This is a genomic window from Streptomyces sp. Go-475 (genome assembly GCF_003330845.1).
Taxonomy (GTDB): domain Bacteria; phylum Actinomycetota; class Actinomycetes; order Streptomycetales; family Streptomycetaceae; genus Streptomyces.
Genome location: NZ_CP026121.1, coordinates 1,115,769 through 1,136,996, shown reverse-complemented (window position 1 = coordinate 1,136,996; position 21,228 = coordinate 1,115,769). Strand labels below are relative to the sequence as shown.

Sequence of the window (21,228 nt, the reverse complement as noted above, 5' to 3'; positions counted from 1 at the left end):
CATTATGAGGCGGCCTCAAGGGGCGGGCGCCTCCGTGCAGCTCAGTGGGCAGGCACCTCCGTGACGGCCAGTTCCTCGATGCTCCGCTCGATCTCCTCGGGCCGGGACGCCGAGGCCCGCGCCCAGTAGTAGATCGCCAGCGAGAACACGGCGATGACGACGATGTCCCACCACAGCCCGATGTGGCCCTGGCCCCCGAATCCGCCCTGCCAGGAGATGACGCCCATGCCCAGCAGGTAGACGGGCAGCCACTGCGCCGCCTTCCAGTCGAGCCGGGGCGCGTCGGGCAGGCCCCTGCGCGTGGCGTACCAGGCGTAGCCGCCGAGCAGGACGTAACCGAGGACGATGGCCACGCCGAGCCGCCACAGCGTGTCCCAAGTGGACCAGTAGATGATGAGGTTGGCCACCACGAACGACAGCGGGGAGACCACCTTCCCGCCGGGCAGCCGGTAGGGGCGCCCGAGGTGGGGCAGCCGGTCGGCGAAGACGCCGTAGGCCAGCGGGGCGCCCGCGTACATCAGCACGCTCGCCGAGGTGATGAAGCTGACCAACTGCTGCCAGCTCGGGAACGGCAGGAAGCAGACCACGCCGGTCACGAAGGAGACGATCAGCCCGAACCACGGCACGCCGCGCGCGTCGGTGCGGGTGAAGAGCTTCGGCGCGTAGCCGTTGCGGGCCAGGCCGTACGAGACGCGGGACGTGGCCGTCGTGTAGATCAGGCCGGTGCCGCCGGGGGAGACCACCGCGTCCAGGTACAGCACCACGCTCAGCCAGCCGAGCCCCAGCAGGGTGGCCAGACCCGCCCAGGGGCCGCTGATGCCGGGGTAGTCGAGCTTCGTCCAGCCGTGCGCGAACGACGCCAGCGGCAGGGCGGCGATGAAGACGACCTGGAGCAGGAGGTAGACGACCGCGCCGATGGCGACCGAGCCGATCGTCGCGCGCGGCAGGTCCCGCGCCGGGTCGCGGCTCTCACCCGCGAGCTGGATCGCCTGCTCGAAGCCCAGCAGGGCGAAGATGATGCCGCTGGAGCTGACGGCGCTCAGCACGCCGCGGGCGCCGAACGGGGCGAAGCCGTGCTCGGTGAAGTTGCCAGGGTGGAAGTTCCCGGCCGCGATGATGAAGATCGCGGCCAGCGGGACGGCCACCTTCCACCAGGTGGCGGCGCTGTTGGTGTGGGCCAGGAGCCGCACGCCCAGGAAGTTGATCACGACGAACACGGCCATCAGGACCACAGCGACGACGAACCCACTGGCCGTCAGCGTCCCGTCCTCGGCGTGCTGGAAACCCTGCGCCCAGTGCCAGTGCCCCGCGTAGCCGATCATGGCCTCGACCTCGATCGGTGCCACCGTCGCCGCCTGGAGCCAGGAGAACCAGCCGAAGGACATGCCGGCCAGTCCGCCGAACGCGTAGTGCGGATAGCGGGCCGTGCCGCCCGCGACCGGGAACATACCGCCCAGTTCCGCGTGCACCAGCGCCAGCAACACGATCGCGACCGCGCCGATGAGCCAGGACAGGATCGCCGCGGGACCGGCCGCCACGACCGCCTTCTCGGCGCCGTACAGCCAACCGGAGCCGATGATGGACCCGACCGACGCCCACATGAGCCCGATCAGTCCGACGTCCCTGCGCAGTCCGCCCGGGCTCCCTTCCACCCCCACTGCCACCTGGTCGACACTTGCCATTCAAGGGGCCTCTCATCAACGAACTCGGAGAGTTCAGCGAGCAAGAGGCCTCAGGCTAGAAACCGATCACCGACGGCAGAAAGACGAGTTGTCCGCCCTTGACCGGGCAGGGATGTTTCCTGGGGAACGCTTCAGGAATCCGCTACTCGGCGATGGGGAAGTCGTGGGATCTCGATGGCCGGGCAGCGGTCCATCACCATCTCCAGACCCGCCGCGCGGGTCCGGTCGTACGCCGCCTCGTCGATGACGCCGAGCTGGAACCACACCGCCCGCGCGCCCTTCGCGACCGCCTCGTCCGCGACGGCCCCGGCGAGGTCGCTGTTCACGAAGACGTCCACGACGTCCACGTCGAAGGGGATGTCCGCCAGGCTCGCGTACCCCTGCTCCCCGTGCACCGTCTCGGCCTTCGGGTGCACGGGCACGACGCGCTTGCCGAAGCGCTGGAGCACTTCGGCGACGCCGTACGCCGCGCGCTGCCGGTTCGACGACAGGCCCACCACGGCCCAGGTGTCGCCGAGCTCGGTGAGGATCCTGCGGGCTGTTGCCTCGTCGCCGTACACCGGCGGCCTCCTCGGAGTCGCGGAAGAGCTGCTGCCCGGACAACGACGCAGGGTGCGCGGTGATTCCCCGCACCCCCCGTGATAGCTTGCCGAGGCCAGTCGAACCCATGTACGTGGGTCAGGGAATCCGGTGCGAATCCGGAACTGACGCGCAGCGGTGAGGGGGACGGGCGGGGCCTCGGCCACTGGACGGCGTGTGTGACGTCCGGGAAGGCGCCCCGCACCGGACGAACCCGAGTCCGAAGACCTGCTGGCGGCCCCCGCGGCCGTTTCGCGGCGGGGGAGCACCGTACGACCGGGCTCCGCGATCGAGCCCTCGACGACTGAGGACTGGTTCCCCGTGCCCCTCGCCCGACCCGCCCGTGCCGCCGTCCTGCTCGCGGCCGGCTCCCTGCTCCTGACCGGCTGCGGCGACGCGCAGCCCGCCCCCGCGAAGGCCGCCGCCGTCACCCTCGACAACTGCGGCCACCAGGTACGCGTCGCGGCCCCGCCGAGGCACGCCGTCTCCCTCAACCAGGGCACCACCGAGATCCTCCTCTCCCTCGGCCTCGCCGACCGCCTCGCGGGCACGGCCACCTGGACCGACCCCGTGATGAAAGGACTGGAGAAGGCGAACGCCCGGGTGCCCCGCATCGCCGACGACAACCCCTCCTTCGAACGGGTCCTGGACGCGGACCCCGACTTCGTCGCCGCGTCCTTCGTCTCCACCCTCGGCAAGGGCGGCGTCGCCACCCGCGAGCAGTTCGAGAAGCTCGGCGTGCCGACGTACGTCTCCCCGTCCGACTGCGCCGGCAAGGACAACTCGGGCGACGGCGACGGCGCGCGCGACAAGGCGCTCGGCATCGACACCGTCTACGGCGAAGTACGGGACCTCGCCACCGTCTTCGGGGTACCGGAACGCGGCGACAAGCTGGTCGCCTCGCTCCAGCGGCGCATGCGCGAGGCCACCTCGGGCATCGACGCCTCCCACGTCACCCTCCTGTACTGGTTCGCCAACTCCGAGTCCCCCTACATGGCGGGCTGCTGCGGAGCGCCCGGCATCATCACCCGGGCCCTCGGCGCGAAGAACGTCTTCGACGACACGCACGAGGAGTGGCCGCAGGTCAACTGGGAGACGGTCGCCGACCGCGACCCGGACGTCCTCGTCATCGGCGACCTGACCCGCAGGTCGCAGACCGCCGAGTCGGCCGCGAAGAAGATCGCCTTCCTGGAGTCCAACCCGGCCACGAAGAACATGGACGCGGTCCGGCACAAGCGGTACGTGCTGCTCAGCGGGCAGGCCATGAACCCGACCATCCGCACGGTCGAGGGCGTGGAGCAGGTCACCGCCGGACTGCGCGAGTTCGGGCTCGCGAAGTGACCGTGCGCGGCCTGGCGCTCGGTACCGGAGGGGCCCTGTTGCTGGTCGTCTCCGTGGCCCTGGCGATCACCGTCGGCCCGGCCGACATCCGGGTCGCGGACGTCTGGTCCGTCGTCGCGGCCCACCTGGGGCTCGGCACCTCCGACCTGACGCCGATCCGGGACGGGATCGTCTGGCAGCTGCGGCTGCCGCGCACCCTCCTCGCGGCCGTGTGCGGAGCCGGGCTCGCCGTGTGCGGGGCCGTGATGCAGTCGCTGCTGCGCAACCCGCTCGCCGATCCCTTCGTGCTCGGGGTGTCCTCCGGCGCCTCCACCGGCGCGGTCGTGGTCGTCGTGCTCGGGGTGGGCGGCGGGGCCGTATCGGTCTCCGCCGGGGCGTTCCTCGGCGCCCTGCTGTCGTTCGCGCTGGTGCTGCTGCTCAGCCACACCCTCGGCGGCACGACCGACCGGGTCGTCCTGGCGGGCGTCGCGGCCATGCAGCTCTTCTCCGCGCTCACCTCCTTCGTCGTGATGACGGCCGCCGACGCCGAGACGACCCGGGGCGTGCTGTTCTGGCTGCTCGGCTCGCTCGGCGGCGCGGGGTGGACCGACGTCCGGCTCTGCCTGGCCGTCCTCGCCGTGGCGCTCGTGGTGTGCCTGGCCCACGCCCGTACGCTCGACGCCTTCGCCTTCGGGCAGGACGCGGCGGCCGCGCTCGGGGTGTCCGTGGCCCGCACCCGCCTGGTGCTGCTGTGCGCCACGGCCCTGCTCACGGCCGCGCTGGTCAGCTCGGCCGGGGCGATCGGCTTCGTCGGGCTGGTCCTGCCGCACGCCGCCCGGGCGCTGACGGGCCCCGGCCACGCCCGGCTGCTGCCGGTCACGGGCCTGGCCGGCGCGGTGTTCCTGGTGTGGGTCGACACCCTCGCCCGGACCGTGCTCGATCCGCAGGAGGTGCCGGTGGGAGTGGTGACGTCGCTGATCGGGGTGCCGGCGTTCGTGGCGGTGCTGTACCGGACGCGGAGGGCGCGATGAGCGAAGCGCCCCGGGAGGCTCCCGCGGAAACCGGGCTCCGCGCCGACCGGGTGGGCCGCCGGGCCGACGGGCGCCTCATCCTCGACGGAGTCGTCCTCGCACCCGAGACCGGCTCCACCGTCGGCCTCCTCGGACCCAACGGCTCCGGCAAGTCGACCCTGCTGCGGCTGCTGGCCGGGCTGATCGCACCGACGGCCGGAGTCGTCACCCTCGACGGCACGCCGCTGGGCGACCTGCCCCGCCGTACGGTCGCGCGCCGCCTCGCCGTCGTCGAGCAGCAGTCGGACACGCAGGTCGAGTTGACCGTCGAGGACGTCGTACGGCTCGGCCGGGTGCCGCACCGCCGTGCCTGGGCACCCGTCTCGGCCGGCGACGAGAAGGCAGTGCGGGCCGCCCTGGAGCGCACCGGCCTCGCCGACCGGGCCGGCCAGCCCTGGCAGACCCTCTCGGGCGGCGAGCGCCAGCGGGTGCAGATCGCCCGCGCGCTCGCCCAGGAACCCCGCGAACTCCTCCTGGACGAGCCGACCAACCACCTCGACATCCACCACCAGCTCGACCTGCTCGCCCTGGTCACGAGCCTGCCCGTCACCACCGTCGTCGCCCTGCACGACCTCAACCTCGCGGCGATGTACTGCGACCGGGTCGTCGTCCTGAGCGCGGGACGGGTCGTGGCGAGCGGTGCCCCGGGTGACGTCCTCACGGAGGAACTCATCGCCGAGGTGTACGGGGTGCGCGCGGCCGTCAGCCGCGAAGGGCGCGAGGGGCGGCCCCATGTGCGGTTCCTGGGGACCCGGCGGTGAGGCGGGGCGCACGCCCCACGGCGCCGGTGGTCTGCACGCCATTGGTGGGGCGATTCCGCCACAGTGACCGAAAAAAGCCGTGCATGCCTGCGCGTCTCCGCCCACCCGCCTACGCTCGCACCGTGCTGCGCATCATCGACGCCCGTACCGGCGAGCCGGTCCACGCCGCCCCCGCCCGCCGGGGCCTGACCCGTGTCGAGGTGCACGCGCCCGGCTCCGACACCACGGACCTGCGGGTGCTGCTCGTCGCGGATTTGCTGGTCCGGGCCCTGGAGCTCGGCGGCACCCCCGTGTGGGCGACGCTGACCGGCGGACACCGGCAGGCGGAGCTGCGAGCGGGCGCCGCGGTCCTCGGCGTCCGACCCTTCGAGGACAGCCCCGACGTCGGCGCGGGCCTGGGCGAGGCCCAGGTCATCCATGTGGCGGGGGAGGCGGGGGCGGCATCCGACGGGGTGCGGATCGCGGTCGCGCCGGTGTGGCGGGCGGCCCCGCCGGAGCCGGGCGGCGACCCGGCCGTTCTGCGGCTCGCCCTGCTCGCCCGGCACCACAGCGCTCCCGTCCGGCTGGAGGCCGCCGGTCTCGACGACGCCGGTGCCACCCTCGCCCGCTGGCGGAGCGCTGTCGCCCAGTGGGCGCGGCGGCCCTCGCGACCGGTGCCCGACGACGTGCGCGGACGGCTGCGCGCGGCCTGGGAGGACGACCTGGACGTGCCCGCGGTGCTGGACGTCCTGCGCCACGTCGAGACCGACCCGGACCTGCCGGACGGCGCCCGTTTCGAGACGTACGCCTACGCCGACCGGCTCCTCGGCCTGGAACTCACCCGCGATTTGGGGAACCCGTCATGATCGAGCGTGCCGGATCCGGCCCCCTGCGCCGACTGGTCGTGCTGCGGCACGCCAAGTCCGCCTGGCCCGTGGACGTCACCGACCACGAACGCCCGCTCGCTCCGCGCGGCCGCCGGGACGCGCCCGCCGCGGGCCGGGCCCTGGCCGAGACCGACTGCCTGCCGGACCTCGCCCTGTGCTCCACCGCCGTACGCGCCCGCCGGACGTGGGAGCTGGCCGCCGCCGAGTGGGGCACGCCCCCGCCGGTCCGGTTCGACCGGCGCCTGTACGCCGCCGGCGCCCCGGGCCTCCTGGCCGTCGTGCACGAGGCGCCCGCAGAAGTGGAGACGCTGCTGCTGATCGGGCACAACCCCGGCCTGGAGGAACTGGTCCTCGCGCTCGCCGGTGACGGCCTCGACGACACCCTGGAACGGGTCGCCACCAAGTTCCCCACCTCGGCGATCGCCGTCCTGTCCTGGCGCGGCACCACCTGGCGGGCCCTGGCTCCCGGCAGTGCGCTGCTCACGTCCGTGACCGTGCCCCGGGGCGCGAAGAAGTAGCCCCGGACCCCGCATAGGCTGGCCCGATGCAGGACGAATACCGCACGGTCGCCCGCGCGGGCGTGCACGAGACCGAGGTCAACCGCTCCCGCTTCCTGTGCGCCCTCGCACCGGCGGCCACCGAGCAGGAGGCCCAGGCGTTCATCGCCACGGTCCGCAAGGAGCACGCCGACGCCACCCACAACTGCTGGGCCTACGTCATCGGCGCCGACGCCTCCGTGCAGAAGGCGAGCGACGACGGCGAACCCGGCGGCACCGCCGGCGTCCCCATGCTCCAGATGCTGCTGCGCCGCGACATGCGGTACGTCGTCGCCGTCGTCACCCGCTACTACGGCGGGGTCAAGCTCGGCGCGGGCGGGCTGATCCGGGCGTACGGCGGTGCGGTCGGCGAGGCTCTGGACGCCCTCGGCACCCGCACCCGCCGCAGGTTCCGCCTCGCCACGATCACCGTCGACCACCAGCGGGCCGGCAAGCTGGAGAACGACCTGCGCACCACCGGACGCGAGGTACGGGACGTGCGCTACGCGGAGGCGGTCACCATCGAGATCGCGCTGCCGGACGCGGACGTGGACGCCGTCCGCGTCTGGCTCGCGGACGCGACCGCCGGCACCGCCCGCTTCGACCTGGGCGGGGAGGCGTACGGCGACGCCTGAGCGTCACGGGGCGGTCGCCTCACGCCGGTTGCCAGAGCTGGGTGAGCGTCGAGGCGGTGAGCAGCTGCTCGGGGCTTCCCCGGCCTGCCAGGCGGCCGTCACGGAGCAGGAGGCAGGTGTGCGCCGCGCGCGCGGCTTCCAGGTCGTGGGTGGCCTGGACGACGGTCACTCCGTCGGTGACCAGCTCCGTCAGGAGGGTCGCGATCCGCTCTCGCGCCTCGGGGTCGAGTCCGGTGGTCGGCTCGTCCAGCAGCAGCAGGTCCGACTCCTGGGCGAGCCCTTGGGCGATCAGGGCGCGCTGTCGCTGTCCGCCGGACAGCTCGCCGAGCTGACGGCTGGCGAGGCCGGCGATGCCCAGTCGTTCCATGGCCGTGTCGACGGTGACGCGGTCCTGTCGGGTCAGCCGGCGCCACGGACCGCGTTCGCCCCAGCGCCCCATCTCCACCGTCTGCCTGACCGTCAACGGCAGCGCGTCTCCGACGGCGCCGCGTTGCGGGACGAACGCGGGTGGCCGGTCGCCCTCGTGGTGGAGCTCGCCTGACGTGGGGTGGATCACACCGGCCAGCACTCCGAGCAGGGTGGACTTCCCGCTGCCGTTCGGGCCGACCAGTGCCGTGGTGGCCAACGCCGGTATCTCCGCGTCGAGTTGATGCAGGACGGGGCGGCCCGGATATCCGGCGCAGAGTCCGGTGAAGCGGATGCGGGGCGTTCTGTTCCGGGCGGGAGCGGGGGAACTCGGGGATGGGTTGAACATGATTTTCATTATAGTGTGTTTACATGGACTGGTTGACGGGCCCCTTCGAGGTGACCTTTGTGCAAAGGGCCTTGTGGGGCGGGATGTTGGTGTCGGCGATCTGCGCCCTGGCCGGCACCTGGGTGGTGCTCAGGGGGATGGCCTTCCTCGGTGACGCCATGTCCCACGGGCTGCTGCCCGGAGTGGCGCTCGCCGCGCTGTTCGGCGGCAACCTGCTGGTGGGGGCGCTGCTGAGCGCGGCCGTGATGACGGCCGGCGTCACCGCCCTCGGCCGTACGCCGAGGCTTTCTCAAGACACCGGTATCGGCCTGCTGTTCGTGGGGATGCTGTCGCTCGGCGTGATCATCGTGTCGCGCTCGCAGTCCTTCGCGGTCGACCTGACCGGGTTCCTCTTCGGAGACGTCCTCGCCGTCCGTGAACAGGACCTGGTGCTGCTGGGCGTGGCGCTCCTGCTGGCGCTGGCCGTGTCGGTCCTCGGGCACCGGGCCTTCCTCGCCCTGGCCTTCGACCCGCGCAAGGCCCGGACGCTCGGGTTGCGCCCCCGCCTGGCCCACGCGGTGCTGCTCGGTCTGCTGGCGCTGGCCATCGTCGCCTCCTTCCACATCGTGGGGACGCTGCTGGTCCTGGGCCTGCTCATCGCCCCGCCGGCCGCCGCGCTGCCGTGGGCGCGCAGTGTGCGGGGTGTCATGGCCCTCGCGGCGCTGCTCGGCATCACCGCCACCTTCTGCGGCCTGCTGCTGTCCTGGCACCTGAGCACCGCGGCCGGCGCGACGGTATCCGCCCTCGCGGTGGCCCTGTTCTTCCTCTCCCATCTGGCTTCCGGTCTCCGCGGCCACCGTCGTGCGCGCCTCGCCGGCGCTCCCGCCGCGGCGACCGACTGAAAGAAACCCGAGGCGATCCCCTTGCTCGTCCGCAGAAACCGCACTCCCTGGGCGCCGGCCGCGTTCGTGACCGTCGCACTGCTCGCCACCGGCTGCGCCGGGCAGGACGCCGATCCGTCCGCCCCGGGAGCGACTCCCACGTCCGCCGCTCCGCACGGGTACGTCGAAGGGGCGCAGGAGCGGGCCGAGCAGCAGTCCCGGCTGGTTCTCAACGACCCGGGGAGCGGAGACTCCCGCGTCCTCGACCTCATCACCGGAAAGGTGCGCGAGGTGTCCCGGACGACGGACACCACGCACCTCACCACGGACGGCCGGTTCGGCTACTTCCACACTCCGCGCGGCACGCACGTCCTCGACAGCGGCGCCTGGATGGTGGACCACGGCGACCACGTGCACTACTACCGCGCGCGGATCCGTGACGTGGGCCGGCTGCCCGGAGGCCCGGGTGCGCGCGTCCGCAGCGACGCCGCCGTGACCGCGGTGACCGACGCGGACGGCCGGGCCAGGACCTACCGCCGGGCCGAACTGGAGAAGGGCGAGGTCGGCTCCCCCCGCACGCTTCCCGGAACCCACGCGGAAGCCGTCGTGCCGTACGCGGAGCACCTGCTCGGCCTCACCGACGACGGGAAGGGCTCCGCGAAGCTCGTGGTGTACGACCGCGAGGGCAGGCGCGTCGCGTCGCCGGACGCGCGGTGCGAGGACCCGCGGGGAGACGCCGTCACCCGGCGCGGAGCCGTCCTCGGCTGCGCCGACGGCGCCCTCCTCGTCCGTGAGGACGACGGCACGTTCACCGCCGAGAAGATCCCGTACGGCGACGACGTACCCGCGGGGCAACGCGCCACGGCCTTCCGCCACCGGCCCGGCAGCGACACGCTCACGGCACCGGCCGGTGAGCGGGCCGTGTGGGTCCTGGACGTCACCGAGCGCGCGTGGACGAGGGTGAACACCGGCCCCGTGGTCTCCGCCAACACCGCGGGCGAGGGCTCAGTCCTGATCGTCCTGGAGACCGACGGGTCGCTCCACGGCTACGACATCGCCACCGGCGAGCAGGTCTCCGAGACGAAGCCGCTCGTGACGGGCGACCTGGACGCCGGCGCCGACGGGAAGACGGGACCGGTCATCGAGGTCGATCGCAGCCGCGCCTACCTCAACGACCCCGAGGGGAAACGCGTGTACGAGATCGACTACAACGACGACCTGCGCGTCGCGCGCACCTTCGACCTGGACATCGTGCCGGCCCTGATGGTGGAGACCGGACGATGACGAGACAGCCCCGACGGCCGCGGCGCCTGCGCGGCCTCCTCCTCGCCCTGCTCGCCCTCGTGCCGGCCGGTGCGGCGACCGCCTGCACGGCCGGCGACGACCGGCCCCGGGTCGTGGTGACGACCAACATCCTCGGCGACATCACCCGCGAGATCGTCGGCGACCAGGCCGACGTCACCGTGCTGATGAAACCCAACGCCGACCCGCACTCCTTCGGTCTGTCGGCCGTGCAGGCCGCCGAACTGGAGCGCGCGGACCTCGTGGTCTTCAACGGGCTGGGCCTGGAGGAGAACGTCCTGCGGCACGTGGAGGCCGCCCGCGAGTCCGGCGTGCCCACCTTCGAGGCCGGAAAGGCGGCGGACCCGCTCACCTTCCAGGCGCACGACGACGGAGGCCCCGAGGAGGAGGCCGGGCAGCCCGACCCGCACTTCTGGACCGACCCCGACCGCGTGCGCAAGGCCGCCGGCCTGATCGCCGATCAGGTCGCCGAGCACGTGGACGGCGTGGACGAGAAGACGATCCGCGCCAACGCCGACCGCTACGACGGCCGACTCGCCGACCTCACCGCCTGGATGGAGAAGTCCTTCGACCGCATCCCCGAAGAGCGGCGGGCGCTGGTGACCAACCACCACGTCTTCGGCTACCTCGCCGAACGCTTCGGCTTCCGGGTGATCGGCGCGGTGATCCCGAGCGGTACGACGCTGGCCTCGCCCAGCTCCTCCGACCTGCGCTCGCTCACCCGGGCCATGCGCGAGGCGGGAGTGCGCACGGTCTTCGCCGACTCCTCCCAGCCCAAGCGGCTGGCCGAGGTCCTGCGCACGGAACTGGGCGGTCAGGTGCGCGTCGTGGAGCTCTACTCGGAATCGCTGACCGAGCGGGGCAAGGGCGCCGGCACCTACCTGCAGATGATGCGCGCCAACACCACCGCCATGACCGACGGCCTGACCGGCGCCTGAGACCTTCCCTCACCCCCTGAACACAAGCACCGCACCCCACGCCGCGTCCGCGCGGCCCAGAAAGGATCACACCGGTGAACAAGTCGATACGCACCAGAGCCTTCACGGGCACGGCCCTCGCCCTGGCGGCCTCCGCGGTCCTGACCGCCTGCGGAGGGGAGGACACCTCCTCGTCCGACGCGCAGGCCAAGAACACGCCGGGCACCAAGGCCGTGGCGGTCAAGGACCCGCTGGTCGCCACGTTCGACGGCGGCCTGTACGTCCTCGACGGCGAGAGCCTGAAGACGGCCGCCACGATCGAGCTGCCCGGCTTCAACCGGCTCAACCCCGCCGGCGACGACTCCCACGTCATCGTCTCCACCGACGCCGGCTTCCGCGTCCTGAACGCCGCCGAGCAGACCTTCACCGGCGTCGAGTACAAGGGCGCCAAGCCCGGGCACGTCGTCCAGCACGCCGGCAAGACGGTGCTCTTCACGGACGGAACCGGCGAAGTCAACGTGTTCGACCCCGACGACCTCGCGGGCGGCAAGAAGCCGGAGGGGCGCACCTACACCTCCGCCGAACCGCACCACGGCGTCGCCATCGAACTGAGCAACGGTGAACTCCTCAGCACCCTGGGCACCGAGGAGAAGCGCACCGGCGCCCTCGTCCTGGACAAGGACAACAAGGAGATCAAGCGCAACGAGAACTGCCCCGGCGTGCACGGGGAGGCCGCGGCCAAGGGCGAGGCCGTCGCCGTCGGCTGCGAGGACGGCGTCCTCATCTACAAGGACGGCGAGTTCACCAAGGTGGACGCCCCCGACGACTACGGCCGCATCGGCAACCAGCGGGGCAGCGACGCCTCGCCGATCCTCCTGGGCGACTACAAGACCGACCCGGAGGCCGAGCTGGAGCGGCCGACCCGCATCTCGCTCATCGACACCGAGACCGGGAAGCTGCGCCTGGTCGACCTGGGCACCAGCTACTCCTTCCGCTCGCTCGGGCGCGGACCCCACGGTGAGGCACTCGTCCTCGGCACGAACGGCACCCTCCACGTCATCGACCCGGAAACGGGCAAGGTGGAGAAGAAGATCCCCGTCGTGGACAAGTGGCAGGAGCCGCTGGACTGGCAGCAGGCCCGGCCCACCCTCTTCGTCCGCGACCACACCGCGTACGTCTCCGAGCCGGGCAAGCGCCAGCTGCACGCCGTCGACATCGAGTCGGGCGAGAAGATCAGGTCGGTGACGCTGCCGAAGAGCACGAACGAACTGTCCGGCGTGGTCGCGGGGCACTGATCCGCACCAGCCCGAGCCGGACGACCTTGCCGTGTGCCGCGCAGCGGGTGCCCCACCGCTGCGCGAACCGGACCACCGGGACTCGTAAAAAACGAGTCAAGTGAAAATGATTATCAGGTATGTTTGGGGTCCGGGGACCGTCGAGGAAGAAGCGAGGGAACGATGCTGCGCGCACCGTCGAGATTCGTCCGAAGCTGCGTCACCGCAGCGGTAGTGGGGTCGGTCCTGGCCGGATGCGGCGCGTCCGCCGAACCCGCGAGCGAGCGGCGCGCTGCCGGGGCCGGGCCCAGGACCGACATCACCGTCGAACCCATCGAGGCCACGCGGGAGCTGACGGACACGAACGGCGTCAGGATCTCGCTGCGGAAGGAACCGGAGCGCATCGTCTGCCTCTTCGCGCTCTGCGACGACATCCTGACCGAACTGGGCATCGTCCCCACCGCCACGAACAACGCTCTCCTGGCCCACCCCGGCTTCCTGGGCGAGGAGAAGGCGAAGGAAGTCGACGTCGTCCCCGGCGGTTTCATCGCCCCCGAGGTGGAGGCGATCCTCTCCCACAAGCCCGATCTCGTGATCGGCCTCGAGGACACCCACGGAAAGCTCGCCCCGGCGCTGAAGGGCGCGACCACCTTCTGGCCCATGCAACCGGAGACCTGGCAGGACAGCGTGGGGTACCTGCGCGACGCCGCGGCGCTCACCGGCCGTACCGCCGAAGGAGAGAAGGCCGAGAAGACCTTCCGCACCAAGCTCGCCGAGGCCGAGCGGGCCAGGAGCGACAAGACCGCGATCGTCATCTACGGCAGCGACGAGAACTTCGGCGTCGCCACCCCGGAGACGGACGTGGCCGCCAGCCTGTTCCCCAAGCTGGCCGACTACCCCTGGAAGTCGCGGGGCGTGGAGGGGAGTTACAGCCTCGAGGAGATCCTCGCGGCCGACGTCGACGTGATCTTCTCCGAGACGATCAGCTTCGGCGAGGCGGACGGCAAGCTGTCGGAGAAGCTGGCCCGGAACCCGCTGTGGGGGAAGATCCCGGCCGTGCGGAACGGGGACGTCCACGAGGTGAACTCCGAAGTGTGGGCCAAGGGCCGCGGCACCCGCTCGCTGGGGATCGTCCTCGACGAGGCCACGGCCGCGCTGCGGTGAACGCGGCCCCTGCGACCGAGGCCGCAGCGGGCGACGTGACCACGCGGGGGCGCAGGGCTGTGCCGTGGCAACTGCCCCTGCTGGTCTCCCTGGTGGCCGTCGCATCCGGCTGCGCGCTGAGCCTGGGCACGCCCTATGTGCCGCTGTACCGGCTGCCCGGCGCGCTGCGGGATGCCGACTCCACCCTCGCCGGGATCGTGGTCACCGAACTGCGCCTGCCCCGGCTGGTGCTGGCGCTGGCCGCCGGAGCCTGCCTGGGTGCCGCGGGGCTCGTGCTGCAGGAGGCGCTGCGCAATCCCCTGGCCATCCCCGAGATGCTGGGGGTGTCGTCGGGAGCCGCGTTCGGGGTCGCCGCACCGCTGGTACTGGCGGTGTCCATCCCCGCCGCCGTCCAGCCGCTGCTGGCGATCGGCGGGGCCGTGCTCGGCGGCGGACTCACGCTGCTCGCGGCCGGGCTCGGGCGCAGCCCGTCCGCGGTGTTGCTCACCGGTGCCGCGGTCGCCGCCGCCTTGCAGGCCGCGCTGCTCGTGCTCATGGTGATGGCCGACCAGCTCGACCTTCAGCTGATCTACCGTTACCTGCTCGGCTCCCTCTCCGCCCGCACCTGGGACGACGTCACCGGGCTGTGGCCCTGGCTGCTCGTCGCGGTACCCGCGCTCGTGCTGTGCGCGCCGGTGCTCTCGGTGCTGCGGCTGGGGGACGAGGACGCCGAGGCGCTGGGCGTCCGGGCGCGGCGGGCACGGTTGGCGGCGCTGGCCATCGCCATCGTGCTGATCGCGCCCGTGACGGCCGTGTGCGGGCCCGTGGCCTGGGTCGGATTCCTCGCCCCGCACCTGGCCCGGCGGCTCAACCCGGGTGCGACCGCGGTGGGTTGGCTGCCGTGGTCGGCGGCGTGGGGTGCGGTCGTGGTGGCCGTCGCCGACCTCCCGGCCCGGCTGGCCCTGGCGCCCGTCGAGACACCGGTCGGCGCCTGGACGGCCCTGCTCGGTGTGCCGGCCGGTGTCACCCTGCTCCGGTCGGGCCGCCGGAGACCGACTGCTCCGCGAGGGGAGGCCGGCTCCGCTGCCGTGTCCCTCGAACCGCCGGGCCGCCCGCGCGGGACGGAACCCTCCCCGGAGACCCCCGGGCACGGCCACCGGCAGGAGCCGGGCGGCGAACCCGGCTGGGCGGCCGAAGCGGGGGAGGCCCGATGAACCGGCGCTTCGGGGCGCTCGTCGCGCTCGTCGTCGTGTGCGCCTGCGCCGAACTGCTGGCGGGGCGGGGCCTGTCCCCGTCCGTGGTCGCGGACGTGCTCGGCGGAGGCGGCGACGCGACGGAACGGCACATCGTGTTCCAGCTCCGGCTGCCCCGGCTGCTGGTGGCCCTCGGCGCGGGAGCGTGCCTGGGAGTCGCGGGCCTGGTCCTGCAGTCAGCTCTGCGCAACCCCCTGGCCGGACCCGAGGTCACGGGTGTGACGCCGGGCGCGGTGCTCGGCGCCGTCACCGCGACCGGCCTCGGCCTCGCCGGCTGGGAATCTCCCCTCGCGGTGGTCGTCGCGGCGTGCGTGGGGGGCTGCGCCGGGGCCGCCCTGCTGTGGCTGCTCGCCGGACGCGGCCGGGGCGACCCGGAACAGACCGCCCTGCACGGGGTCCTCGTATCGGCGGTGCTCGGCGGGCTGACCGCCATGGTGCTGCTGGTCGCGCCGGGCGAGCTGGGCAGCGTCGTGCAGTGGCTCGTCGGCACGACGGAGGGCAGGGTGTGGCAGCACTGGCACCTGCTGTGGCCCTGGGCGCTGGCCTGGGGTGCCGCGGCATGGCTGCTCGCCGGGCCCCTGACGCTGTTGCGCTGCGGGGACGAACTCGCCGCCGCCGCGGGGCTGGCCACCGGACGGGCCCGGTCCCTCGCCCTGCTGTGCGCGGTGGCGCTGACGGCGGGAGCGGTGGCCGCCGTGGGGGCGCTGGGGTTCGTCGGACTGCTCGTGCCGCATGTCGCCGTGGCCGTGTTCGGCGCGGACCTGCGGGTGTCGCTGCCCGGTTCCGCCCTGGTCGGGGCGGCCGTGGTGTGCGGGTCGGACGCGGCGGCGCAGTTGCTGTCACGGCTGCTGGCGGCCGCCCTGGACTTCGGGCGGCTCACCCTGCCGGTCGGGGCGCTCACGACCTGCCTCGGAGCCGCGCTGCTGATGGTCGTCGTGCGCCGCGCGCCGAGCCGTACGTTCTGATGTCGACGGAGGGGAACATGACCGAGCCCGTGGGGATCCGCGTCGAGGGGGTTCGCTTCGGATACCCCGGCAGGCCCGTGCTGCGCGGCGTCGACATGACCGTCGAGCCGGGTCAGTTGACCGCCCTCATCGGCCTCAACGGCTGCGGCAAGTCGACCCTGCTGCGGCTGGCTGCCGGACTGCTCCGGCCCGACGAGGGAAGCGTCCTGCTCGGCGGGGACGACCTCGCCGGGCTCTCCCGGCGCGCCACCGCCCGGCGCGTCGCGCTGCTGCACCAGTCGGCCCCGGCCGTCCCGGGCATGACCGTACGGCAGCTCGTACGGCAGGGGCGGTACGCGGCCCGGGGCCCGCTCGGCATGCTGCGCGAGGGCGACGACCCCGTGGTGCGGCGGGCCCTGCGCGACGTCGGCGTGGAGGACTGGGCCGAGCGCGACGTCGACGCGCTGTCCGGGGGCGAGCGGCAGCGGGTCCGGCTCGCGATGGCACTCGCCCAGGACACCCGCGTCCTGCTGCTCGACGAGCCGACCACCTACCTGGACCTGCATCACCAGCTCGATGTGCTCCAGACCGTGGTGCGGCTGCGCGAGGAGCGCGGTCTCACCGTCGTGATGGTGCTGCACGACCTGGCGCACGCCGCCCGGTTCGCCGAGCGGATCGTGGCGCTGCGGGACGGACGCGTGGTGGCCGACGGGGCGCCGAAGGAGGTGGTCACGCCCGGACTGCTGGCGGACGTCCTCAAGGTGGCGGGCCGGGTGGGCCAGGACCCCGAGGGCGGCTGGCCCGTGTGTTACCCGGACCACCCTCTCACCGAGGGCGTCTGACACCCGCCCCCGGCCCGGACCACCCTCTCACCGAGGGCGTCTGACACCCGCCCCCGGCCACCCGCTCCCACGCGCTCGTCGAGAGCCCCTGCGACCACCCCGAGGAGAGGACCCGTGATCATCCACCCCGAGCTGCGCCGTGCCGCCGGGCACGCCCGGCGGCCTCTGCTGGCCGCCGCCGCCCTGCAGGGGGCCGTCACCCTCACGCACCTCGCGCAGGCCGCGCTGCTCGCCGTCGCCCTCGCCGGCCTGGCCCGGGGCGACACGGACCGGCTCCCCCTGCTCCTCGCAGCGGTGCTCGGCGTCGTCACCGCCCGGGCCCTGCTCGGCACCTGGCAGCGACGCACCGCGACCCGGGCCGGCGCACAGGCCAGGGTGCGCCTCAGGGACGAACTCCTCGCCCACCTCGGACGGCTCGGACCCGCACACCTGACCACCGCGCGCGCCGGGGCCGTCCGCACCACACTCGTCGACGGGGTGGAGGGCGTCGACGCCTACGTCTCCCGCTACCTGCCCCAGCTCCTCATCACCCTCACCGTGCCGCCCCCGCTGCTCGCCGCCCTGGCCGTCGTCGAACCGCGCGCACTCCTCGGCCTCGTCCCCGCCCTGCTGCTCGCCCTCGCCGGGCCGCGCGCCTGGGACCGGCTCCTCGCCAAGCGCGGCAAGGAGCACTGGGACACCTACGAAGCTCTCGGCGCCGACTACCTGGAGGCCCTGCAGGGCATGCCCGCCCTCCGGGCCGCGGGCGCCGTCGGGCGCGCCCGGGAACGGCTTCAGCAGCGTTCCGCGGCCCTGCACCGGGCGACCGTCGCCAAGCTCCGCGTGTCGCTCGTCGACACCGGTCTGACCGATCTGGCCATCCAGGGCGGCGTCGTGGCCGCCGCGCTGCTCGGCTGCTGGTCGGCCGTCACCGGATCCACCACGGCGACGGGGACCTATCTGGTGCTGCTCCTGGCCTCCGAGTGCTTCCGGCCCGTGCGCGACCTGTCCCGCGAGTGGCACGCCGGGTACCTGGGTGTGTCGGCCGCGGACGGGCTCGCGGCGCTGCGCACCGCCGAACCGGCGGTCCCCGACACGGGAACAGCACTGGCGCGCCGGTCCGCCCCGCCCGAACTGCGCTTCGACAACGTGGAGTTCACCTACGAGGGCGCGCAGGGACCCGCCGTGCGCCAGGTCAGCTTCACCGCCGAGGCAGGGCGCACCACGGCCGTCGTCGGCCCGTCGGGCGCCGGCAAGTCCACGCTGCTCGCCCTGCTCCTGCGCCACCGCGACCCGCAGCAGGGCCGGATCCTCATCGGCGGCCGCGCCGTGACCGAGTACGCCCTCGACTCGCTGCGCCGGAGCATCGCCGTCGTCTCCCAGGAGACGTACCTCTTCCACGCCACCATCGCCGACAACCTGCGCCTCGCCCGGCCGGCCGCCACGGACGAGGAACTCGTACGGGCGGCGCGCACCGCCGGCGTCCACGACGAGATCGCCGCCCTCCCCGACGGCTACGCCACCGTCCTCGGCGAACGCGGCGCCACCCTGTCCGGCGGCCAGCGCCAGCGGCTCGCCCTCGCGCGCGCCCTGCTGGCCGACGCTCCGGTCCTCGTCCTCGACGAGGCCACCAGCGCCGTCGACGAACGCCGGGAGGCCGGCATCGTCCGCGAACTGCTCGACGCCGCGGGCGGCCGCACCGTCCTGCTGGTCGCCCACCGGCTCGCCGCCGTGCGGCACGCCGACCGCATCGTCGTGCTGGACGGCGGGCGCGTGGACGCCATCGGCGATCACGCCACCCTCGTCGAGGCCGGGGGCGTCTACGCCGACCTCGTCAAGGCGGGCCGCACGCACGAAGAAGGGCTCGCCGCATGAGCAGCACCACCGACAGCACCACGGCCGAGCTGTCCGCCGTGCCCGCACGCGGCTCACTGCGCGCCCTGCTGCCCGCCCTCGCCGGGCACCGCGCCATGATGGCCCGCACCTGCGCCGCCGCCCTCGTCGAACAGGGCTCGCTGGTCACCCTGTTGACGCTGGCCGCGCACACCGTCGGCACCGCCGTCATCGAGGGCCGGGCCCCCTCGGCCGGTACGGTCACCGCTCTCGTCGTCCTGGTCCTCGTCCGCGCCCTGATGACCTGGCGCGAGATGGACCTCTCGCACGACCTGGCCTACCGGGTGCTGGCCGAACTGCGCGTGCGGATCTTCGACGGGCTCGCCCGCAGCGCACCCGCCCGGGTGGCCGGCAAGCGCAGCGGAGACCTCGCCGCCACCGCGATGGCCGATGTCGAGGCCCTGGAGTTCTTCTACGCCCACACCACGGCCCAACTCCTCGCGTCCGGCGTGGTGTTCACCGGAGGAGTCACGGCACTGGCCACGGTCGAGCCGTGGCTGCTGACGGCGATGCTGCCGGTCGCCGCGCTGCTCGCCGCGGCGCCCTTCGCCGATGCGCGCGGACGTGCGGCGCGAGGAGCCCGTACCCGGGCGTCCTCGGCGAAACTCTCGGCGGACACCGTGGAAACCGTCGACGGGCTGCGCGAGCTGCTCGCCTTCGGAGGGCTCGCCGAGCGGCGCGCCCGTCTCGCCGAACAGGGCCGGACGGTGGGCGAGGCCCAGCGGGCCGAGGCGACCTGGGAAGCCATGGCCGCCGCTGTCCGGGACGCCCTCATCGTCCTCGCGGTCCTCGGCGTGGTGGCCACCGCGGCCCAGTCCGTGACCTCCGGGCGGCTGCACGGCGCATGGGCCCCGGCGGCGATGGCACTGGCCCTGTCGGTGCTCGGCCCGGTCGCCGAGTCGGCCCGGGCACTGAGCCAGGCCGTGGGTCTGCGCGCCGCGGCCGCCCGCGTCGACGCGGCCCTGAAAGCCCCCGCGCTCGCCCCGCCGCCCGCCTCACGCCGCCCGCTTCCCGCGGGCCCCCTGGGCGTCCGGCTGCACCGGGTGAGCTTCGGCTACGGCGGCCGGCCCGTGCTGGACGGCGTCGATCTGACGGTTCCGGCGGGGCAGACTCTCGCCCTGGTCGGCGCCTCGGGGGCGGGCAAGTCGACCTGCGCACACCTGCTGGCCCGCTTCTGGGATCCCTCCGCGGGAGCCGTCCAGCTGGTGCCCGACGGAGAGGACCCCGTCGACCTGCGCGACCTGACCGACGCCCAGCTCCGCGGCGCCGTCGCCGTGGTCGGCCAGGACACCCCCCTCTTCCACGGAACCCTCGCCGACAATCTGCTCCTCAGCGCACCCGGTGCGGAGGAGCGACTGCTGGCCGCGACAGCCCGGTTGTGCGGCGTCGACCGGATCGCCCCCCTGGACACCCTCGTCGGCGAGCGCGGCGCCACCCTCTCCGGCGGTCAGCGCGCCCGCGTCGCCCTGGCCCGCGCCCTGCTGGCCGAGCCCAGGGTCCTCGTGCTCGACGAGACCACCGCCCACCTGGACAACGCCTCGGACGCTCAACTCGCCACCGCGCTCGGCGAGGGACACCGCACCACGATCGTCATCGCCCACCGCCCCGCCACCATCCGCCGCGCCGACCGCGTCGCCGTCCTCGAAGCCGGCCGTATCGCCGAGGAAGGAACCTGGGACGAACTCACCGCCCGCCCCGACAGCGCACTCAACCGCGTCCTGGCCGTCACGTCGCCTTGACGCCGCCGGCCCACGGGACGCGGCCCCGTGACAGGCGCCCGCCGGTCACGGCAGCTGAACGAGGGTGAGCCGGTAGGCCTTGACGTGCGGCAGGTTCCGCCCGGCGAGGTCGGTGATCATCTGCCGGCAGGTGCCCGGCAACGCCTCGAACATCCGCGTCGGCAGCGCGTCGAGCGTGTGCGAGGCGAGGACCCGCGCCCCCGGCCGCCACGTGCTGAGTTCGGCCGGATCGGCACAGGCCCACCGGAAGCGCGCTTCGACCTTGCTGAGCACGTCGTGCTGGTCCTGGTTGTCGACGACCCAGGGGCCGTTGGTGTCCAGGGCCAGCAGCGAGCCGGGGAAACGCTCGGAGACCAGGTCGACCACACCCCGGACCTCCGCCTCCTCCAGGTAGGGCAGTACGGCTTCCGCGGCGAAGAAGTACGGGCCCTCCGTCCCGGAGACCGCGTCGGCCCATGCCTCGTCCGTCACCGAGCCGGCCACCATCGTCCTGCGCGGGGCGTCGCTGAAGAAGGTCCGCCGCAGGTCGATGACGTCGGGCAGGTCCAGGTCGAACCATCGGGCGCGGCCGTTGTCGACGCGTTCGAAGCGGGTGTTGAGCCCGGTGCCGATCTCCACCACGGTCCCGGTGGGGTGGGCGGTGAGGAAGTCCGTGATCCAGTGGTCGAACAGGCTCGTGCGCAGGACCGAGCCGAAGAGGCTGGGCTGACCGTCGAAGCGGCTGAAGTCGTAGTCGATCGATGCGACGATCTCCTCCGCCCTCGGGTCGCGCAGGGCGGGTTCCGGCTTGCGGTTCTCCACCGCCCGGCCGTACAGGGGGATCAGGAGCGTTTCCTGGACGGTGCCCAGGCGCACGGCGTGTTCCGTCATGGGGCGACC

The 21,228-nt window shown here is 73.4% G+C and carries 20 protein-coding genes and 1 riboswitch; of the genes, 16 read left to right on the top strand and 4 right to left on the bottom strand.

Annotated elements, in window-relative coordinates; translation table 11 throughout:
- Positions 1-41: 41 nt before the first annotated feature.
- Both C1703_RS05120 and C1703_RS05115 read right to left on the bottom strand, forming a co-directional pair.
- Complete coding sequence (locus C1703_RS05120) at positions 42-1,682, bottom strand: APC family permease (protein WP_114250760.1); 1,641 nt, start codon at positions 1,680-1,682, stop codon at positions 42-44.
- Positions 1,683-1,813: 131 nt separating this feature from the next.
- Positions 1,814-2,242: a CoA-binding protein gene (locus tag C1703_RS05115; protein WP_114250759.1), complete on the bottom strand. Its 429-nt coding sequence runs from the start codon at positions 2,240-2,242 to the stop codon at positions 1,814-1,816.
- 79 nt (positions 2,243-2,321) lie between these two features.
- A riboswitch (cobalamin riboswitch) is annotated at positions 2,322-2,512 on the top strand.
- Between the two features lie 70 nt (positions 2,513-2,582).
- Here C1703_RS05115 and C1703_RS05110 point away from each other — a divergent pair.
- The 6 genes from C1703_RS05110 to C1703_RS05085 all read left to right on the top strand — a co-directional run bounded on the left by C1703_RS05110 (position 2,583) and on the right by C1703_RS05085 (position 7,449).
- Positions 2,583-3,602 (top strand): ABC transporter substrate-binding protein, encoded by a 1,020-nt coding sequence (locus C1703_RS05110; RefSeq protein ID WP_114250758.1) that lies wholly within the window; start codon positions 2,583-2,585, stop codon positions 3,600-3,602.
- Entirely contained in the window at positions 3,599-4,612 is a 1,014-nt protein-coding gene (locus C1703_RS05105) for an iron chelate uptake ABC transporter family permease subunit (protein WP_114250757.1), read from the top strand. The genes C1703_RS05110 and C1703_RS05105 overlap by 4 nt, the downstream gene beginning before the upstream one ends.
- Positions 4,609-5,412, top strand: a complete 804-nt coding sequence (locus tag C1703_RS05100) for an ABC transporter ATP-binding protein (protein WP_114250756.1) — start codon at positions 4,609-4,611, stop codon at positions 5,410-5,412. The genes C1703_RS05105 and C1703_RS05100 overlap by 4 nt, the downstream gene beginning before the upstream one ends.
- Before the next feature lie 83 nt (positions 5,413-5,495).
- Positions 5,496-6,257 (top strand): hypothetical protein, encoded by a 762-nt coding sequence (locus tag C1703_RS05095; protein ID WP_114250755.1) that lies wholly within the window; start codon positions 5,496-5,498, stop codon positions 6,255-6,257.
- Positions 6,254-6,796 (top strand): histidine phosphatase family protein, encoded by a 543-nt coding sequence (locus C1703_RS05090; protein ID WP_114250754.1) that lies wholly within the window; start codon positions 6,254-6,256, stop codon positions 6,794-6,796. Before C1703_RS05095 ends, C1703_RS05090 begins: the two co-directional genes overlap by 4 nt.
- A gap of 26 nt (positions 6,797-6,822) precedes the next feature.
- A complete protein-coding gene (locus C1703_RS05085; RefSeq protein WP_114250753.1) occupies positions 6,823-7,449 on the top strand; it encodes a YigZ family protein in 627 nt (208 codons plus the stop codon).
- A 19-nt stretch (positions 7,450-7,468) separates the two neighbouring features.
- Here C1703_RS05085 and aztA read toward each other — a convergent pair whose 3' ends face one another.
- Positions 7,469-8,212, bottom strand: a complete 744-nt coding sequence (gene aztA / locus C1703_RS05080) for a zinc ABC transporter ATP-binding protein AztA (RefSeq protein WP_114250752.1) — start codon at positions 8,210-8,212, stop codon at positions 7,469-7,471.
- Between the two features lie 14 nt (positions 8,213-8,226).
- Between aztA and aztB the strand changes: the two genes are divergently transcribed.
- From aztB to C1703_RS05030, 10 genes are all read left to right on the top strand, one after another.
- Positions 8,227-9,084, top strand: coding sequence for a zinc ABC transporter permease AztB (aztB, locus tag C1703_RS05075; RefSeq protein WP_114250751.1), 858 nt, complete (start codon positions 8,227-8,229; stop codon positions 9,082-9,084).
- Between the two features lie 21 nt (positions 9,085-9,105).
- Positions 9,106-10,347: a hypothetical protein gene (locus tag C1703_RS05070; protein ID WP_114250750.1), complete on the top strand. Its 1,242-nt coding sequence runs from the start codon at positions 9,106-9,108 to the stop codon at positions 10,345-10,347.
- Complete coding sequence (gene aztC, locus C1703_RS05065; RefSeq protein WP_114250749.1) at positions 10,344-11,303, top strand: zinc ABC transporter substrate-binding protein AztC; 960 nt, start codon at positions 10,344-10,346, stop codon at positions 11,301-11,303. The genes C1703_RS05070 and aztC overlap by 4 nt, the downstream gene beginning before the upstream one ends.
- 74 nt (positions 11,304-11,377) lie before the next feature.
- Complete coding sequence (gene aztD, locus C1703_RS05060; protein ID WP_114250748.1) at positions 11,378-12,577, top strand: zinc metallochaperone AztD; 1,200 nt, start codon at positions 11,378-11,380, stop codon at positions 12,575-12,577.
- A gap of 162 nt (positions 12,578-12,739) precedes the next feature.
- Positions 12,740-13,720 carry an ABC transporter substrate-binding protein gene (locus C1703_RS05055; protein WP_114250747.1) on the top strand — a complete coding sequence of 327 codons (981 nt, stop codon included), beginning with the start codon at positions 12,740-12,742 and terminating at the stop codon, positions 13,718-13,720.
- Between the two features lie 92 nt (positions 13,721-13,812).
- A complete protein-coding gene (locus tag C1703_RS05050) occupies positions 13,813-14,913 on the top strand; it encodes an iron ABC transporter permease (protein WP_232840733.1) in 1,101 nt (366 codons plus the stop codon).
- On the top strand, positions 14,910-15,917 hold the full coding sequence (locus C1703_RS05045) for an iron ABC transporter permease (RefSeq protein ID WP_114250746.1): 1,008 nt from the start codon (positions 14,910-14,912) through the stop codon (positions 15,915-15,917). Before C1703_RS05050 ends, C1703_RS05045 begins: the two co-directional genes overlap by 4 nt.
- 17 nt (positions 15,918-15,934) lie before the next feature.
- On the top strand, positions 15,935-16,738 hold the full coding sequence (locus tag C1703_RS05040) for an ABC transporter ATP-binding protein (protein ID WP_114250745.1): 804 nt from the start codon (positions 15,935-15,937) through the stop codon (positions 16,736-16,738).
- Positions 16,739-16,852: 114 nt separating this feature from the next.
- Positions 16,853-18,592, top strand: coding sequence for an ABC transporter ATP-binding protein (locus C1703_RS05035; protein WP_114250744.1), 1,740 nt, complete (start codon positions 16,853-16,855; stop codon positions 18,590-18,592).
- Positions 18,589-20,349, top strand: coding sequence for an ABC transporter ATP-binding protein (locus tag C1703_RS05030; RefSeq protein WP_114250743.1), 1,761 nt, complete (start codon positions 18,589-18,591; stop codon positions 20,347-20,349). The genes C1703_RS05035 and C1703_RS05030 overlap by 4 nt, the downstream gene beginning before the upstream one ends.
- A 45-nt stretch (positions 20,350-20,394) precedes the next feature.
- Here C1703_RS05030 and C1703_RS05025 read toward each other — a convergent pair whose 3' ends face one another.
- Entirely contained in the window at positions 20,395-21,219 is an 825-nt protein-coding gene (locus tag C1703_RS05025; protein ID WP_114250742.1) for a class I SAM-dependent methyltransferase, read from the bottom strand.
- Between the last annotated feature and the right edge of the window lie 9 nt (positions 21,220-21,228).

Coding starts and splice junctions, on each gene's coding strand:
- C1703_RS05120 (WP_114250760.1), bottom strand. CDS start 1,682: ATGGCAAGTGTCGACCAGGTGGCAGTGGGGGTGGAAGGGAGCCCGGGC.
- C1703_RS05100 (WP_114250756.1), top strand. CDS start 4,609: ATGAGCGAAGCGCCCCGGGAGGCTCCCGCGGAAACCGGGCTCCGCGCC.
- C1703_RS05095 (WP_114250755.1), top strand. CDS start 5,496: ATGCCTGCGCGTCTCCGCCCACCCGCCTACGCTCGCACCGTGCTGCGC.
- C1703_RS05090 (WP_114250754.1), top strand. CDS start 6,254: ATGATCGAGCGTGCCGGATCCGGCCCCCTGCGCCGACTGGTCGTGCTG.
- C1703_RS05085 (WP_114250753.1), top strand. CDS start 6,823: ATGCAGGACGAATACCGCACGGTCGCCCGCGCGGGCGTGCACGAGACC.
- aztA (WP_114250752.1), bottom strand. CDS start 8,212: ATGAAAATCATGTTCAACCCATCCCCGAGTTCCCCCGCTCCCGCCCGG.
- aztB (WP_114250751.1), top strand. CDS start 8,227: ATGGACTGGTTGACGGGCCCCTTCGAGGTGACCTTTGTGCAAAGGGCC.
- aztC (WP_114250749.1), top strand. CDS start 10,344: ATGACGAGACAGCCCCGACGGCCGCGGCGCCTGCGCGGCCTCCTCCTC.
- C1703_RS05055 (WP_114250747.1), top strand. CDS start 12,740: ATGCTGCGCGCACCGTCGAGATTCGTCCGAAGCTGCGTCACCGCAGCG.
- C1703_RS05045 (WP_114250746.1), top strand. CDS start 14,910: ATGAACCGGCGCTTCGGGGCGCTCGTCGCGCTCGTCGTCGTGTGCGCC.
- C1703_RS05040 (WP_114250745.1), top strand. CDS start 15,935: ATGACCGAGCCCGTGGGGATCCGCGTCGAGGGGGTTCGCTTCGGATAC.
- C1703_RS05030 (WP_114250743.1), top strand. CDS start 18,589: ATGAGCAGCACCACCGACAGCACCACGGCCGAGCTGTCCGCCGTGCCC.
- C1703_RS05025 (WP_114250742.1), bottom strand. CDS start 21,219: ATGACGGAACACGCCGTGCGCCTGGGCACCGTCCAGGAAACGCTCCTG.